This window comes from Bradyrhizobium sp. KB893862 SZCCT0404 (assembly GCF_018130885.1).
Taxonomy (GTDB): Bacteria; Pseudomonadota; Alphaproteobacteria; order Rhizobiales; family Xanthobacteraceae; genus Bradyrhizobium; species Bradyrhizobium stylosanthis.
In genome coordinates this window covers 239,527-254,199 of sequence record NZ_JAFCLT010000007.1, presented here as the reverse complement: position 1 = coordinate 254,199, position 14,673 = coordinate 239,527, and the positions used below count along the sequence as shown (strand labels likewise).

The window sequence follows — 14,673 nt, the reverse complement described above, 5'->3', positions numbered from 1 at the left end:
GATGGGCCACATGCAGAACCTCTCACGCCGCGCGTTCGTCTTCGGCTCCGCCGCCATCGCCGGCGGCATTGCGTTCGGTGCCTATGGCAGCGCCGAAGCGGCGGTGCCTAGCGCCGATGGGAATCCGCTCGCCGCAGGTCTCGGGCCGAACTCGGTGACCTTCAATCCCTGGGTCGAGATCAGCCCGGACAAGATCACGCTGATCGCACAGCACGCCGACATTGGTCAGGGCGTCGGCTCCGTGCAGCCGATCATGATCGCCGAGGAAATGGACCTCGATCCCGGCCAGTTCGAAATCCGCTTCGCCGCTCCCAGCCCAGCCTATTTCAACACCGGCTTTGCCGACGAGTTCGCGCCGTTCGTGGCCGCGGACCAAAGCCCGGCTGCCGAGGAGGCGCGCGCCAAGACGCTCGAATGGCTGAGGCAAGCCGGCCTGCAGATGACCGGCGGGTCGAGCACGATTCCGGACACCTATGAAAAGCTGCGTGTCGCCGGCGCGGTGGCGCGCGAGACGCTGAAGGCGGCGGCGGCCAAGCGTGCGGGCGTCGCGGTGGCTGACCTGCGCACCCAATCCGGCCACGTGATCCTGCCCAACGGGACCAAGATCGCTTACGTCGATCTGTCCGCGGATGCTGCGAAGATTCCGCCGGTGCTCGATGCCAAGCCGCGCGATCCCTCGAAATGGCGGATACTCGGCAAACCGATGATGCGCCTCGACATTCGCGAGAAGGTCATGGGCGAGCTGAAGTTCGGCATCGATATGAAGATGGACGGCATGCTCTACGCCTCCGTCAAGCTGAACCCCGCCAAGGGGCAGCCGCTGAAATCCTACGATGCCGGCAAGGCGCGGGCGATGCCGGGAGTCAAGAAGATCCTCGAAATCAAGAACGGCATCGCCGTGATCGCCACGAACAGCTGGTACGCCATGAAGGCGGCCGACGCCGTCATTTGCGAGTGGGCGCCCTCGGCCTATCCCGCCGAGCAGGCCGATCATTGGAAGGTGCTGGAATCCTCGTTCAAGTCCGAGTTCCTGGGCAAGGAATGGCGCAAGATCGGCGACATCGACGGCGGGCTGAAGACCGGCAAGCTCGTCGAAGCCGAATATCGCGCGCCTTACGTCGCGCATCAGCCGCTCGAGCCGCTGAACGGAATCGGCCTCGTTACCGACAAGGGGATGGAAATCTGGGTTGGCCATCAGAGCCCCCGCTTCGTGCAATGGGTCGCGGCGACGGCGATCGGCCTCAAGCCGGAACAGGTCACCTTCCACAATCAGTGGACCGGCGGAAGCTTCGGCCACCGTCTCGAATACGAGAACGTCCGCGTTCTCGCCGAGATCGCCAACCAGATGAAGGGAACGCCGATCAAGCTGGTGTTCTCGCGCGAGGAGGATTTCCTTCAGGACATTCCGCGGCAGATCGCGATTGCCCGGCATCGCGGCAGCGTCGACGAGAGCAAGATCGTCGCAGCCGATCTGCAACTGGCCTCGACGACCCCGCTCAAGGGGCTGCTCGAACGTTCGGGCACGCCCTCCAAGGATCCCGACGGGCAATTGGCCGCCGGCCTGTGGAACGTCTATTACGACATTCCCAATTTCCGGGCCACGAGCTACGAGGCGCAGGGGCTCTCGCCGAGCACGACCTGGCGCTCCGTCGGCGCCTCGACATCAGGCTTCTTCACCGAAAGCTTCATCGATGAGCTGATCCACGCGGCGGGTCTCGATCCCATGAAGGCGCGCATCGCGATGTGCACCGTGCCGCATTATCGCAAGGTGCTGGAGACGGTCGCTGAGATGTCGGACTGGAAGGGACCGCTCGGCAACGGCCGGGGGCGCGGCGTCGCCTTCGTCGAGTCGTTCGGGACACCGACGGCCGAGGTCGTCGAAGTCTCGATGACGGACCGCGGCATCAGGATCGACAAGGTCTGGGTCGCGGTCGACGTCGGCAAGGTCGTCGACCCCGTCAATTTCGAGAACCAGGTGCAGGGCGGCGTCGTCTGGGGGCTCGGCCACGCCATCAACTGCGAGCTCACCTATGCCAAGGGCGCGGTGCAGCAGACCAACTATAATCACCACGAAGCGATGCGGATATATCAATGCCCCGTCATCGAGGTTCGCGGGCTCGAGAACGATCCGAAGGTGAGGGGTGTCGGAGAGCCGCCGGTGCCTCCCGCCGCGCCTGCGCTCGCCAACGCGATCTTCGCGGCGACCGGAAAACGCATCCGCGAGATGCCTTTCAACAAGTTCATCGATTTCGTGTGAGGTGGGCCATGAAGAGATCTCCGATTGCGCTCGCTCTCGCAGCTTCCGCCATTGCGGCGCTCACCGGAATTGTCGCGGCCAAGGACGAAGCCAGGAAAGATGTCTTGCCGGCGGGCAGCGTCAGCCGGGTTGAGGGCCTGGAGGCCTGGAAGCGGATCGAGGCGGTGGTGACCCATCCGCGTTGCGCCAATTGCCACGTCGATGCCAGGGCGATTCCGATCTGGACGCCGGCAGGGGAGACCAAGCCTCGCGTGCACGGCATGAACATCCACGGCGGCGAGAGCCGCATCGGCGCGGAGGCGATCCCGTGCTCGACCTGTCACATGACCTCGACCCAGGCGAACGAGCCGGCACCGTCACCGCCGCGCGCAGGCATCGACTGGCAGCTCGCGCCGGTGGCTTTCATCTGGTTCGGCAAGAGCGGCGCCGAGATCTGCGCGCAGATGAAGGATCCCAAGCGCAATGGCGGCCGGGACGCTGCCGGCCTCGTCGACCATCTCAGGCACGATGCCTCGCTGAACGGATTCATTCCCCGCGGCTGGGCGCCCGGCGCAGGCCGCTCGACGCCGCCGGGAACCTTCGAGGATCACGTCAAGGACATGGCGATGTGGGGGGCGGCGGGGCAGCCCTGTCCGAACTGATGCGTTATTTGCAGTTCTGGCAGATCATCAGCTTTCGCTTCAAGGCGCCGTCTTCCTGATCGAGGCTATCCGCATCCGGATTGGATTTTGCGGCGCGCGACCTCGCAGGCGGCGTCGCCTGGCGCAAGGCATCATTGTCGTCGACATTGCCGACGCTGAAGCCGTCATAGTCGGCGGCCGGATCCGGCTTCGGTTGAGGCACGCCGAGTACGGATGTCGAAGTCTCTCTGCCGGAGGCGGCCGGAGCTCTGCCTGTCGTCGCCCGTGCGGGCTTGGCGGGAGCCGGGCGCGGCGGTGATGCATCGGGCGGAGCGAGCGAAACGGGTGGGGCGCCAGAAGTCTGGGCCCTCGCGCTGTCGTGCGACCCTACGCCGACAAACATGAGGCTGAGAGCCAGGAACGCCGCGCTTCTCATCCGCATCCTCTCGGCAGTGTTGGTTCAACGATCGACAGCATGGCCCGCCGGGCCATGATTTGGTGCAGAGTATCAGGTCTCCCAAGGCCGTCAAAGCGTCGGGGCCCGGATGGCGCTTCGTTCCATCCGGACCCCGATCAGTGATTACGACAGGCAAAAACAGGCCCATCACTGGCCAGGCGGAGCCGTCGGCCTAGATCAGCGTGCCCGCGTGGACGCTCGCATGGGCCAGCAGCGACTGGATCACGACGTTGTCGCCGGGCCCTCCGTCCAGCACGTCGGTTCCGCCGCCGCCGATCAGCACATCGTCGCCGAGCCCGCCGAGCAGCGTGTCGCTGCCTGCGCTGCCGATCAGCACGTCGTCGCCGGCACCGCCGTCGAAGACGAGGTGCGGCCCGTTGGGACCGACGCCCGATGCTTCGATCACGTCGTCGCCGCCGAGGCCGTTGATGGTGATGGTGTCGTTGAAGTCGAAATTCTCGATCACGACCTGGCTCGCCAGGCCGTCGATCACCAGCGCGCCGTTGCTGTTGAGCGACAGCGTGATGACGTCGTCGCCGGCGGTGCCGTTGATCACGATCTTGTCGGCCGCGCCGTCGCCGCCGGCGTTGCCGGGAACGCCGGCGAGGTCGATCTTGACCTCCGTCACGTCGGTCCCGCTCATGTCGCCGACATTGATCGTGTCGGCGCCGCCACGGGCATTGAAGGCGATCGTCTCGACGCCGTGCGTGTCCATCGTTATCGAGGCGACGTCCCGCGTCAGCTCGGCGCGGTCGCCGTTCGCGAAGATGTTGACGGTCTCGGCGATGTTGGCGCCGTTGAACAGCAGGGTGTCGGTGCCGCCCTGGCCCTCGACCGTGTCGTTGTCGTCGCCCGGATTCCAGACGAACGTGTCGTTGCCCGCGCCCATCAGCGCGGTGTCGTTGCCGTCGCCGCCGCTGATCAGGTCGTCGCCCTGGCTGCCGCGGATGGTGTCGTTGCCAAGTCCGCCGTTGATCGTCAGTTGCAGCACGCCGGCGGCGAGACCGCTGGCATCGATGACGTCGTCGCCGCCGAGGCCGTTGAGCGTCAACTGGTCGGTTGCGTCCATGCCGCTCAAATGGGTGGTCGCATGCAGGCCGAACACCGTCACGCCGCCGGCATTGCCGGAAACGCCGAACGTGTCGGCACTCTGGGTCGCATCGACCGAAACGGTATCGACGGCGCCGTCGGGCGTTGCGGCCGAGCCGCCGAGGTCGATGTTCACCTGCGTCACGTCGGTCCCGGTCAGATCCCCGACCGCGATATGGTCGGCACCGCCCAGCGCATGGACATCGACGTGCTCGACGCCGTGCAGATCCATCGTGATGTTGGCGACGTCGCGCGTGAGCAGGGCGTGATCGCCGTTTGCCACGATATTCATGTTCTCGGCGATGTTGGCCCCGAAGAACTTCAGCGTGTCGACGCCGGCGCCGCCATCGACGGTGTCGCTGCCGTCGCCGGGATTCCACTGGAATACGTCAGTGCCGGCGCCGAGCAGGGCGACGTCGTCGCCGCGGCCGCCCGTGACGACATCGTTGCCGTCGCCGCCGATCAGCGTATCGCCGCCCGCGCTGCCGACGATCGTATCGTTGCCGGCGCCGCCGTCGATCGTGAGGTGCACGACGCCGGCGGCAAGCGCGGCCGCCGAGATCGTGTCGTTGCCGCCGAGGGCTTCGATGACGAGCGCATCATTGGCCCCTTCCGCGTTGGTGATGGTGACGGCGGCGGGCAACCCCGTGACCGAAACCGACGTGCCCGAGCCGGACACCTGGATCGCATCGGCGTAGCGCGTGCCCTCGAGTGTCACCGTATCGGCCGCACCGTCGCCGGTTCCGGCCGATCCGAGATCGATATTGACCTGGCTGACATCGGTCCCGGCGAGGTTGTTGACGGTGATGTGGTCGCTGCCGCCGCGCGCGCCGATCGTGATGGTCTCGATGCCGTTCAGGTCCATCGCGATGTTGCCGACATCGCGGGTCAGCAGCACGCGTCCGCCATTGGCCGCGGAAACGGTGATGTTCTCGGCGATGTTCGACCCGTTGAACAGCAGGGTGTCGGCTCCGGCCTGTCCGTCGACCTTGTCGCTGCCGTCGCCGGGGTCCCACTGGAACGTATCGTTGCCGGCGCCGAGCAAGGCGGTGTCGTTGCCCTGGTTGCCGTCGACGAAATCGTTGCCTTCGCCGCCGAGCAGCAGGTCGGCGCCGTTGCCGCCGAGGATCGTGTCGTTGCCGGCACCGCCGTCGAGCGTCAGCGTGATGAGCGCGGCCAGATTGCCGGAGGCGGTGATGACGTCGTCGCCGCCATTGGCATGGACCACGAGGTTTTCGGTGGTGCCGATGTCCAGCGAGAACGGCGCGGGATCGAGGCGGTCGAAGCGCACGCGCGTGCCGTTGGCCGTGATGGCGAAGGTCTCGCCGCCGTTGCCGCCGTTCACCTCGGCGGTGTCGATGCCTTCGCCGCCTTCCATCAGGTCGCTGTCGTCGCCGGGATTCCAGATCATGCGGTCGTTGCCGGCCTCGCCGAACATCTGGTCGTTGCCATCGCCGCCGACCAGCACATCATTGCCGGCGCCTCCAAACAGCAAATCGTTGCCGCCCTTGCCGAACAGCGTGTCGTTGCCGGACTGGCCGAACAGCATGTCGCCGCCGGACCCGCCGGTCAGCGTATCGTTGCCGGCGCCGCCGAACAGGTTCGCCGCGGGCATCGCGCCGTTGCTCTCGTCGATGGTGATGATGTCGTTGCCGTCGAGGCCGAAAGCCTGGATCAGCTTGGTGTTGGCGACCGTTGCGGGGCCGCCCTTGACGGCGACCGCGCCGCCGTTGACGACGATCGTTCCGCCCGCGTTGCGGCCGAGTACGATCGTGTTGTTCGTGCCAGTGCCAAGGACGGAGAGAATTCCGGCAGAGAAATTTGCTGTGACAGCCATGTGCGCTTCTCGCTTGCGTGATTGTCGAAACGGGCCGGCGGTATCGCGACGCTTTCGCGATGTCGCGGGTGAGGGGCAAACGAGATCGTCTGTAGGCCTGAAGACCAGTTCCGGCTTGACGGAAGGCTTCGGGCCGCCTCCTGTTTCTCTTGAGAACCGCTTGATTTTGGGGACAGCCGATCACGCCCGCGCGAAATGCGACGGCGCTTACAGCTTTAATGACGGGTTCGTGAAGACGCGCGCCCAGTGCTATCCCGGCGCCGCGCTACGCGTTCTCGTTCAACGCCCGCCGCAGCTTTCGGATGACGACGCCGCGGGCGCGGTCGTCGGCGGCGGCTGCGACCTTGTCGCTGATGTCGAGCATCAGCTCGGACATCTCGTTGTGCCAGTCGAGATGCGTGACCGCTTCTGGCGCAAGGCGACGGCGATGGTCGACGTCGAGCACGCGCGGCTCGGCTGCTGCGAGCTCGTAGATGTCGTCCAGCACGGGCTGATAGATCTTTGCCGCCGGCAGGATGCGCTCGGCCAGCCGTTCGGCAAGGCCGGCGATTGCGTCCTGCTCGCCATGGGTGAGGAACAGGCCGCGCGCGATCGGGCGGCGCGCCGCGATCCAGCCGGCCATTCCAGCTGCGTCGGCATGTCCGGAATATTCGTCGATCATGCGGATGCGCGCGGCGACGCGGATTTCCTCGCCCTGGATCCGCACCGCTCTGGCGCCGTCCTGCAGGAAGCGACCGAGCGTGCCATTCGCCTGGAAGCCGGAGAGAAGCACGGTCGCGCGCTCGTTCCAGAGCCAGCGCTTGAGGTGATGGCGGATGCGGCCCGCGTCGCACATGCCGCTGGCGGAGATGATGATGTGGAAGCCGGTCAGGCGCATGATGGCCTTGCTCTCGGCGACGGTCTCAGTGAACTTGAGATGCGGCGAGTTGAGCAGGCGGTCGACGTCCACGCCGGGATCGAGGCTCGCGGCGTGCTGGCGGAAGACTTCCGTCGCATGGATCGCGAGCGGGGAATCCAGGAAGATCGGCGCCGCCGGGACTTCGCCGCGTTCCATCAGGTGGACGATGTCGACGATCAGCTCCTGCGTGCGCTCGACCGCGAAAGCCGGGATCAGCAGGGCGCCCTTGGCGGCCGAAGCCTGGCGAATCTCGTCGGCGAGATGCTGCCGCCGTTGCTCGGGCGTGGTGACGGCGCGGACGCGGTCGCCATAGGTGGATTCCGAGATGACGTAGTCGAGGTCTGTCGGTGCCTGCGGATCAGGCTGCAGCAGCTTGGCCTCCGGCCCGACGTCGCCGGACAGCAGCACGCGCAACGGCCGCTCGCGCCCGGCCTCGCTGAATTCCAGCTCGATCGAGGCGGAGCCGAGCAAATGGCCTGCATTCCAGTAGCGCGCGCGAACGCCGGGGATCACGTCGGTCCAGCGCTCATAGTCGACCGGGCGGAACGCCTGCAGCGATGCGGTCGCGTCGGCCTGCGTATAGATCGGCGCGACCTCGTTCTGCCGGCGTGCCGCGTTGCGCCGGTTGAGCTGCGCGACCTCGGACTCCTGGATGCTGCCGGCATCGGGCAACATCCAGGAGCAGAGATCGATCGTGCCGCGCGTCGCCAGGATCGGCCCGTCGAAGCCTTCACGCACGAGTTTGGGCAGCAATCCGCTGTGGTCGATATGGGCGTGCGTGAGCAGCACCGCCTGGATGTCGGCGGGGCGGAACGGAAAGGCGCCGTAGTTGAGCGCCTTCAGTGTCTTCTGTCCCTGGAACAGGCCGCAATCGACCAGGAAGCGTCCGCTCGCGGTCTGGAACAGGTAGCTCGAGCCGGTCACGGTGCGCGCGGCACCGCAAAATCGAACGGTCACGCTCATTCTTCACACTCCAGCAGAGTTGCCGTTGACGGCATAGCCGTCGTTCGCGGCCGCCGCGCTCGCGACCAGGTCATGCTCGGGCCGGTCGAAGGCGTAGACGCGGTAGAGCGGCTCGCCCTGCTCGACGCGGTCGCCGATCTTCTTGAACAGGCGGATGCCCGCGCCTTTGTCGAGTGGTGCGCCGGCGGTGCGTGCGAGGCGGTTGAGGCGCAGGCAATCGATCGCGGACACCGTGCCATCATGGCTTGCCTTGACGTCGAAGCTGAGCGATCCCAGCTCGGTGCTGCATGTCGAGGGGCCCTGGGCGTCGATGATCTTCTGCATCTGCTTCAGCGCCGCGCCGCTGTCGAGCAGTTCGCGGGCCCGTGCATAGCCGGCACCGCCGCGCAGCTTGGGATCGTATTCCAGCAGATGGGCGGCGAGCCGCAGCGACTTCTCGCGCAGGTCGCGCGGCGCTTCCCTCTCGTTGCCGAGCACCGCCATGACGTCATTGGCTTCGAGCACCGGCCCGATGCCGTTGCCGATCGGCTGGCGTCCGTCGGTCGTGATCACTTCGACGGTGCGGCCGAAGCGGTCGCCGACGAATTCGAACAGCTTGCGCAGCCGCATCGCCTCGACCGCGCTGGTGACCTTCGCCGTCGGCCCGACCGGGATGTCGATCAACAGATGCGTCGAGCCTGCCGCGATCTTCTTGGACATGATGGAGGCGACCATCTGCTCGCGCGTATCGAGGCTCAGCGGACGCTCGACCGAGATCAGGACATCGTCGGCCGGCGACAGGTTCACGTGCCCGCCCCAGATCAGGCAGCCATTGCAGGCCGAGACGATCGCCTTCATCTCCTCGACGCCGACATTCACCCGTGCCAGCACCTCCATCGTGTCAGCGGTGCCGGCGGGCGAGGTGATGGCGCGCGAGGACGTCTTGGGGATCGGCAGGCCGTGCGCGGCGACGATCGGCACCACCACCATCGAGGTGCGGTTGCCGGGAATTCCGCCGATGCAGTGCTTGTCGACGACGACCGGATCGGGCCACACCAGCTGCGTGCCCGCCTTCGCCATCGCGCCGGTGAGGGCCAGCAGCTCATCGCTGGTGATGAAGCTCGCCGAACCGATCAGGAAGGCGGCGATCTCCATGTCGGAGTAGCGATAATGGGCGAGGTCGTTGATGATCGCGCCGATCTCGGCCTCGTTCAACGTTCGTCCGTGGATCTTCGCACGCACCGCTTCCAGGCTCTCCGGCGGCGAGGCGGGCGTCACCGTGACCGGCGTGCCGACCGGTTCGGCGAAGCGGCGGAATGCGGGCTCGGACAGGCCGATCTCGTCCTGGGCCGCCAGCGTGTCGTCGTCCGTGATCAGCAGCGTCGCCAGCAGCACCTTGCCGTCCCGGCGCAGCTCGACGCGGCTGAAGCCGCGAAAGATCTCCGCGCGCAGCGCCTTGGATTGTCGGGAGATGACAACGACGTTCTCGCGGCCGGTGTCGAGGCGGACGCGGCGGATTTTCAATTGGGAGTGCGGAAGATCTGGATGCATGGACGGGCCGGCAGCAGGAAGCTCGGCTCCCATGCTTAACCGTCGCAGTCCATGTGCTCTTGACACAGATCATGGCCCGCGGCGCTAGCGGGCCAGCGCGCGTGCGGCGTCATCTCGGATGTCGGAGGGCCGCGTCGAACCGGATATGCGGTTACTTCGTGGCCGCGTCGATCGAGTTGAACTTGTTGTTCAGCAGCGCGCTGCCCGTGTTGTTCACGACGGTGACGATCGCGAGCGCGATACCGGCGGCGATCAGGCAATACTCGATAGCGGTAGCTGCACTTTCATCGGCAAGAAAGGACCTGAGCAAAGCCATCGTCAACTCCTGTTCATCCGTCCAACGTAGGCTGGAGCCGTTTTCGGAATGGTAAATTGATTCACTAAATTTCTCGCGGGCAGGCGCACGCTAAAGCGCAGGTCGGAAGGGGCCGACCTCAGGCCTTTATATGATGCCATTCGTTGACTTAAGGTTTCATGACCCGATTCAGGCGCATTTGACCGTGCCGTCGGCGTCAGGATTTGATCGCACGTCCGGAAGCGGTCTTGCCGGGGCGCTTCAGCGCCGCGGTGAGGCGCCCGACCAGATAGCGCATGACGCGCGGCTGCGACCGCGCCGCGCTGTCGGCCCGCCGCTTGTCCTCGGTCGTGTCGCTGACGAGGCCGATATAGTTCTTCCTGGCGTCCGGCTGCTGCACCGCGTGCGAACCCTGCTTCAATCGAGGGCGCGACCTTGTCGGGCTGAACGGGAATCGACGGTTAATTTTGTCTTCCGTAGGACTACTTGGCGGGCGGGAAACGACGGCTCGGCTTAACCGATTGTTGAGGCTATTTGCGGCCGGCGTCCGTGTTCAGCGCGCGCAGCATCGCGATGCGGGCGAACATCATCCAGCCGCCGCCGGTCTCGGCTGCATTGATCAGAGTCTCGACCGCGGTCTGCCAGTGGCTTGCGTGCTGCGCGTCCTCGGGCAGCTGCATGACGTGATCGGCCGCCTCCTGCAGCGTCCGCAGCTTGCGCCCGCTGCGGAGCGGGATCGGATCGTCGAACGCGGCCGACCAGGGCATGTCAGGCCGGCCGGCCGGAGAGGGGGGACATCACGATGCGATCGGAGGCCGGGCGCCGCTAGCTTGCCTTCTTCGCCCGCGCCGGCGCGCGGACCGGCTTGTCGGCCGCCTTCTTCGGAGCTTCCTTCGCCGTCTTTGCCGCAGCGTCCTTGCCGCCCTTGCCTGAAATCGGCAGCAGCATCTCGCGCTGACCTTCGACGCGCTTCTTCGGCTTCTTGCCCTTGACGGCTTCCTTGGCGACCTTGGCCGCAGGCGCATCCTTCTCGTTCGCGATGCTCTTCTTCAGCGCGTCCATCAGGTTGATGACGTTGCCGCCCGTCTTCGGTGCCGCCTTCGCGGTGATGGGCATGCCGCTGCGCTTCTTGTTGATGAGGTCGATCAGCGCGGTCTCGTAATGGTCCTCGAACAGTTCGGGCTCGAACGCGCCGGACTTCTTCTCCACGATGTGCTTGGCAAGGTCGAGCATGTCCCTGGTCAGCTTCACGTCCTGGATGTCGTCGAAATATTCGGTCTCGCTGCGCACCTCGTAGGGGTAGCGCAGCAGCGTGCCCATCAGGCCGCTCTCGAGCGGCTCCAGCGCGATGATGTGCTCGCGATTGGTCAGCACCACGCGGCCGATCGCGACCTTGTCCATGCTGCGGATGGTCTCGCGGATCACCGCATAGGCGTCGTGGCCGACCTTGCCGTCGGGCACGAGATAATAGGGGCGGATCAGATAGCGGTTGTCGATGTCGGCCTTCGGCACGAACTCGTCGATCTCGATCGTGTGCGTGGAGTCGAGCGCGATGTCGTCGAGTTCGTCCTTGGTGACCTCGATATAGGTGTCGGTGTCGACCTTGTAGCCCTTGACGATGTCCTCGGACGTGACCTCGTCACCGGTCTCGGCATCGACCTTGAGGTACTTGATCCGGTGGCCGGTCTTGCGGTTGATCTGGTTGAAAGAGACCTTCTCCGTATCCGAAGTGGCCGGATAGAGCGCGACCGGGCAGGTCACGAGCGACAGACGCAGAAAACCCTTCCAATTGGCGCGGGGGGCCATGGGCTACTCCAAACGCAACAGGGGACACCTCACAACGATACCATCGGGGAACAACGAATCATAGCAAGCGCGGCGGCGGAATCTTGCAACGACGTTAACCGCCGGATGGGGCCTCGCGTGCCTGCGTGCTGCGCGGGGCTCACGGCAGCGGGCGCCCGGAACATCGCTAGAGGTGGGGCGTTGCCCCGGGACTTGACTGGCCGCGAGGAGGTCGCGGCGACTGGTTAAGGCAGCCCTGAGATCGAGGTCACCATGGCAACGCGAGAGCAGAACCGGATCGTGGAAACTCCGACCGAGGCGCGCCAGGGCGAACCGGGGCCGTCGGTGGCAGCGCTGCTCGCCATCTCGACAGGCCTTGCGATCCTGATCCTCGCCGTCGTCTGGTTCGTCTTTTTCCGGACCTGAGGAGGGGATCGGAACACCCGGCTTCCTCATCGCCGCATAACGCGGCACATTGCGCCCGCCATGCCGCCGGTTCGTCCGGCGGCCTGGCGGGCGCAATCGTTGGCGACCGGCAGGTCTGATAGGATCAAGTCGGATATGACCAAAAAGTAACGTCGCCGGTTCCCCGCGTTCATATTCAGTTCACGCCGAACTTGCTCATCTGTGACCCGTGTTCATGCAGCCTATTTCTGGAGACCAGCGTGCGCCTGCTCGTTGTTGAGGATGACCCCGATCTCAATCGCCAGCTCACCAAGGCGCTGACCGACGCCGGCTACGTCGTCGATCGCGCCTTCGACGGGGAGGAGGGGCATTATCTCGGCGACAACGAGCCCTACGATGCCGTCGTGCTCGACATCGGCCTGCCGAAGAAGGACGGCATCTCGGTGCTGGAGGCCTGGCGCCGCAACGGCCGCACCATGCCGGTCCTGATCCTCACCGCGCGCGATCGCTGGAGCGACAAGGTGCAGGGCTTCGATGCCGGCGCCGACGACTACGTCGCAAAGCCGTTCCACCTGGAGGAGGTGCTGGCCCGCATCCGCGCGCTGCTGCGCCGCTCCACCGGTCATGCCCAGAGCGAACTCTCCTGCGGCCCCGTCACGCTCGACACCAGGACCGGCCGCGTCAGCGTCTCCGGCAACCCCGTCAAGATGACCTCGCATGAATATCGGCTTCTGGCCTACCTGATGCACCATTCCGGGCGCGTCGTGTCCCGTACCGAGCTGGTCGAGCATCTCTACGACCAGGATTTCGACCGCGACTCCAACACCATCGAGGTGTTCGTCGGCCGCATCCGCAAGAAGCTCGACGTCGACATCATCCAGACCGTCCGCGGCCTCGGCTATCTCCTGACCCCGCCGCCTGCACCGGGTGCTTGAGGCCAAGGCCTGAGCCCGTGCGGGCTTGACTGGAGGCCGAACAGGGGCCTTGGTCCGGTCATGACCTGCGACGTTCCGACATCCTGCGCCTGCCGGGATCATTCCGATGCGTGCTAGCTCGCTTGCGAACCGGCTGTTCCTGTCGGCGACCGCCTGGCTCGTGGTGATCCTGGCCATCACCGGCGTAGTGCTGTCGTCGGTCTACAAGAACGCGACCGAGCGCGCCTTCGACCGCCGGCTCAATCTCTATCTGCGCACCCTCATCGCCGAAGTCGCGACCCCGGACGAGCCGCCGGACCGCCAGTTCCAGTCGCTCGGCGAGCCCCTGTTCGAGCTGCCGCTGTCCGGCTGGTACTGGCAGATCACGCGCACCGACACCGAAAAGCCGGAGGTGCGCTCCTCGCGCTCGCTTTGGGACAAGAAGCTGCCGAAGCTGGAAGAGCAGGGCGCCGAGCTCACTGCCGCGGGCATCCGGCTCGGCTATGTCGACGGCCCCGAAGGGCAGAACCTGCGCATGGTGGAGCGGCCCGTCGATCTCGGCGCCGACGGCAAATATCTCGTCAGCGTCGCCGGCGACGACACCGAGATCTTCGACGAGACGCGAAGCTTCGACTATTACCTCGGCGGCACCTTCACCGCGCTTGGCATCGTGCTGCTGCTGACCACGGTGTTCCAGGTCCGCTTCGGCCTCGCGCCGCTCAAGCGCATCTCGGAATCGATTGCCGATATCCGCTCCGGGCGGGCGGAACGGCTCGAGGGCGAATTCCCGGTTGAGATCGCACCCCTGGCCCGCGAGACCAATGCGTTGATCGAAGCCAATCGCGAGATCGTCGAGCGCGCGCGCACCCATGTCGGCAATCTCGCCCATGCGATCAAGACGCCGCTCTCTGTGATCGTCAACGAAGCCGGCGCCCACGCCGCGGAGCCGTTCGCGGCCAAGGTGATGGAGCAGGCGGACGTGATGCGCGACCAGGTCGCCCATCATCTGGAGCGCGCGCGGATCGCGGCGCGCGTCTCGGTGGTCGCCACCGTGACGGAGGTCGCGCCTGCGATCGAAGCGCTGCGGCGGACCATGGAGAAGATCCACCGCGACCGCGGCATCGTCGTGGAGGCCAAGGCCGATTCGTCGGCCAAATTCCGCGGCGAGCGGCAGGACCTCGAGGAGATGGTCGGCAACCTCGTCGACAATGCCTGCAAATGGGCAGCCTCCCGCGTCTTCATCGAGGTCCTGGTCGAGGCGCCGCAGCAGGCGGGCGCTGGGCCGCGGTTGCGGATCATCGTCGACGACGACGGCCGTGGCCTGTCGGAGGCGGAACGGGCCCAGGTCTCCCGGCGCGGCCAGCGGCTCGACGAATCCAAGCCCGGCTCGGGGCTCGGCCTGTCGATCGTGACCGACCTTGCCGCCCTCTATGGCGGCAGCCTCTCCCTCGGCGGCGCGCCGACCGGCGGCTTGCGGGCCGAGCTGGTGCTTCCGGGAATATAATCCTCTGTTCCCAATGGGTTATTTGGTCCAAAGCGGGCAAATCCGGAAGCAAATGGGGGCATTCGAGCCAACGTCCTCAACGGCTTCTTAAGGCGCAACCACCTATGATCGCGCCCGGA

Annotated in this window: 13 protein-coding genes; 5 read left to right on the top strand and 8 right to left on the bottom strand. The window is 65.9% G+C overall.

The window, feature by feature from the left end; translation table 11 throughout:
- Position 1: 1 nt before the first annotated feature.
- Together JQ617_RS26710 and JQ617_RS26705 are read left to right on the top strand one after the other, a co-directional pair.
- Positions 2–2,257: a xanthine dehydrogenase family protein molybdopterin-binding subunit gene (locus tag JQ617_RS26710; protein WP_212028912.1), complete on the top strand. Its 2,256-nt coding sequence runs from the start codon at positions 2–4 to the stop codon at positions 2,255–2,257.
- 8 nt (positions 2,258–2,265) lie between these two features.
- Positions 2,266–2,898 carry a hypothetical protein gene (locus JQ617_RS26705; protein ID WP_212028911.1) on the top strand — a complete coding sequence of 211 codons (633 nt, stop codon included), beginning with the start codon at positions 2,266–2,268 and terminating at the stop codon, positions 2,896–2,898.
- A gap of 4 nt (positions 2,899–2,902) precedes the next feature.
- Here the strand turns inward: JQ617_RS26705 and JQ617_RS40375 are convergent, their stop codons facing one another.
- The 8 genes from JQ617_RS40375 to ku all read right to left on the bottom strand — a co-directional run bounded on the left by JQ617_RS40375 (position 2,903) and on the right by ku (position 11,752).
- Positions 2,903–3,100 (bottom strand): hypothetical protein, encoded by a 198-nt coding sequence (locus tag JQ617_RS40375; protein ID WP_347339398.1) that lies wholly within the window; start codon positions 3,098–3,100, stop codon positions 2,903–2,905.
- Positions 3,101–3,506: 406 nt separating this feature from the next.
- On the bottom strand, positions 3,507–6,260 hold the full coding sequence (locus JQ617_RS26695; RefSeq protein ID WP_212028909.1) for a beta strand repeat-containing protein: 2,754 nt from the start codon (positions 6,258–6,260) through the stop codon (positions 3,507–3,509).
- 265 nt (positions 6,261–6,525) lie between these two features.
- Positions 6,526–8,121 carry an MBL fold metallo-hydrolase gene (locus JQ617_RS26690; RefSeq protein WP_212028908.1) on the bottom strand — a complete coding sequence of 532 codons (1,596 nt, stop codon included), beginning with the start codon at positions 8,119–8,121 and terminating at the stop codon, positions 6,526–6,528.
- A 3-nt stretch (positions 8,122–8,124) separates the two neighbouring features.
- Positions 8,125–9,651: a thymidine phosphorylase family protein gene (locus JQ617_RS26685; protein WP_212028907.1), complete on the bottom strand. Its 1,527-nt coding sequence runs from the start codon at positions 9,649–9,651 to the stop codon at positions 8,125–8,127.
- 151 nt (positions 9,652–9,802) lie between these two features.
- A complete protein-coding gene (locus tag JQ617_RS26680) occupies positions 9,803–9,967 on the bottom strand; it encodes a Flp family type IVb pilin (protein ID WP_063694503.1) in 165 nt (54 codons plus the stop codon).
- Between the two features lie 196 nt (positions 9,968–10,163).
- The gene (locus JQ617_RS26675) at positions 10,164–10,367 is read right to left on the bottom strand and encodes a hypothetical protein (RefSeq protein ID WP_249157575.1); all 204 of its coding nucleotides are present in this window, start codon (positions 10,365–10,367) and stop codon (positions 10,164–10,166) included.
- A gap of 109 nt (positions 10,368–10,476) precedes the next feature.
- The gene (locus tag JQ617_RS26670; protein ID WP_212028906.1) at positions 10,477–10,713 is read right to left on the bottom strand and encodes a hypothetical protein; all 237 of its coding nucleotides are present in this window, start codon (positions 10,711–10,713) and stop codon (positions 10,477–10,479) included.
- A gap of 58 nt (positions 10,714–10,771) precedes the next feature.
- Complete coding sequence (gene ku / locus JQ617_RS26665) at positions 10,772–11,752, bottom strand: non-homologous end joining protein Ku (protein WP_145663218.1); 981 nt, start codon at positions 11,750–11,752, stop codon at positions 10,772–10,774.
- 252 nt (positions 11,753–12,004) lie between these two features.
- Here ku and JQ617_RS26660 point away from each other — a divergent pair, with 252 nt between their 5' ends.
- From JQ617_RS26660 to JQ617_RS26650, 3 genes are all read left to right on the top strand, one after another.
- Positions 12,005–12,157: a hypothetical protein gene (locus JQ617_RS26660; RefSeq protein WP_167358337.1), complete on the top strand. Its 153-nt coding sequence runs from the start codon at positions 12,005–12,007 to the stop codon at positions 12,155–12,157.
- A gap of 239 nt (positions 12,158–12,396) precedes the next feature.
- The gene (locus JQ617_RS26655; RefSeq protein WP_011085905.1) at positions 12,397–13,071 is read left to right on the top strand and encodes a response regulator transcription factor; all 675 of its coding nucleotides are present in this window, start codon (positions 12,397–12,399) and stop codon (positions 13,069–13,071) included.
- A 106-nt stretch (positions 13,072–13,177) separates the two neighbouring features.
- On the top strand, positions 13,178–14,554 hold the full coding sequence (locus JQ617_RS26650; protein WP_212028905.1) for an ATP-binding protein: 1,377 nt from the start codon (positions 13,178–13,180) through the stop codon (positions 14,552–14,554).
- Positions 14,555–14,673: the final 119 nt, after the last annotated feature.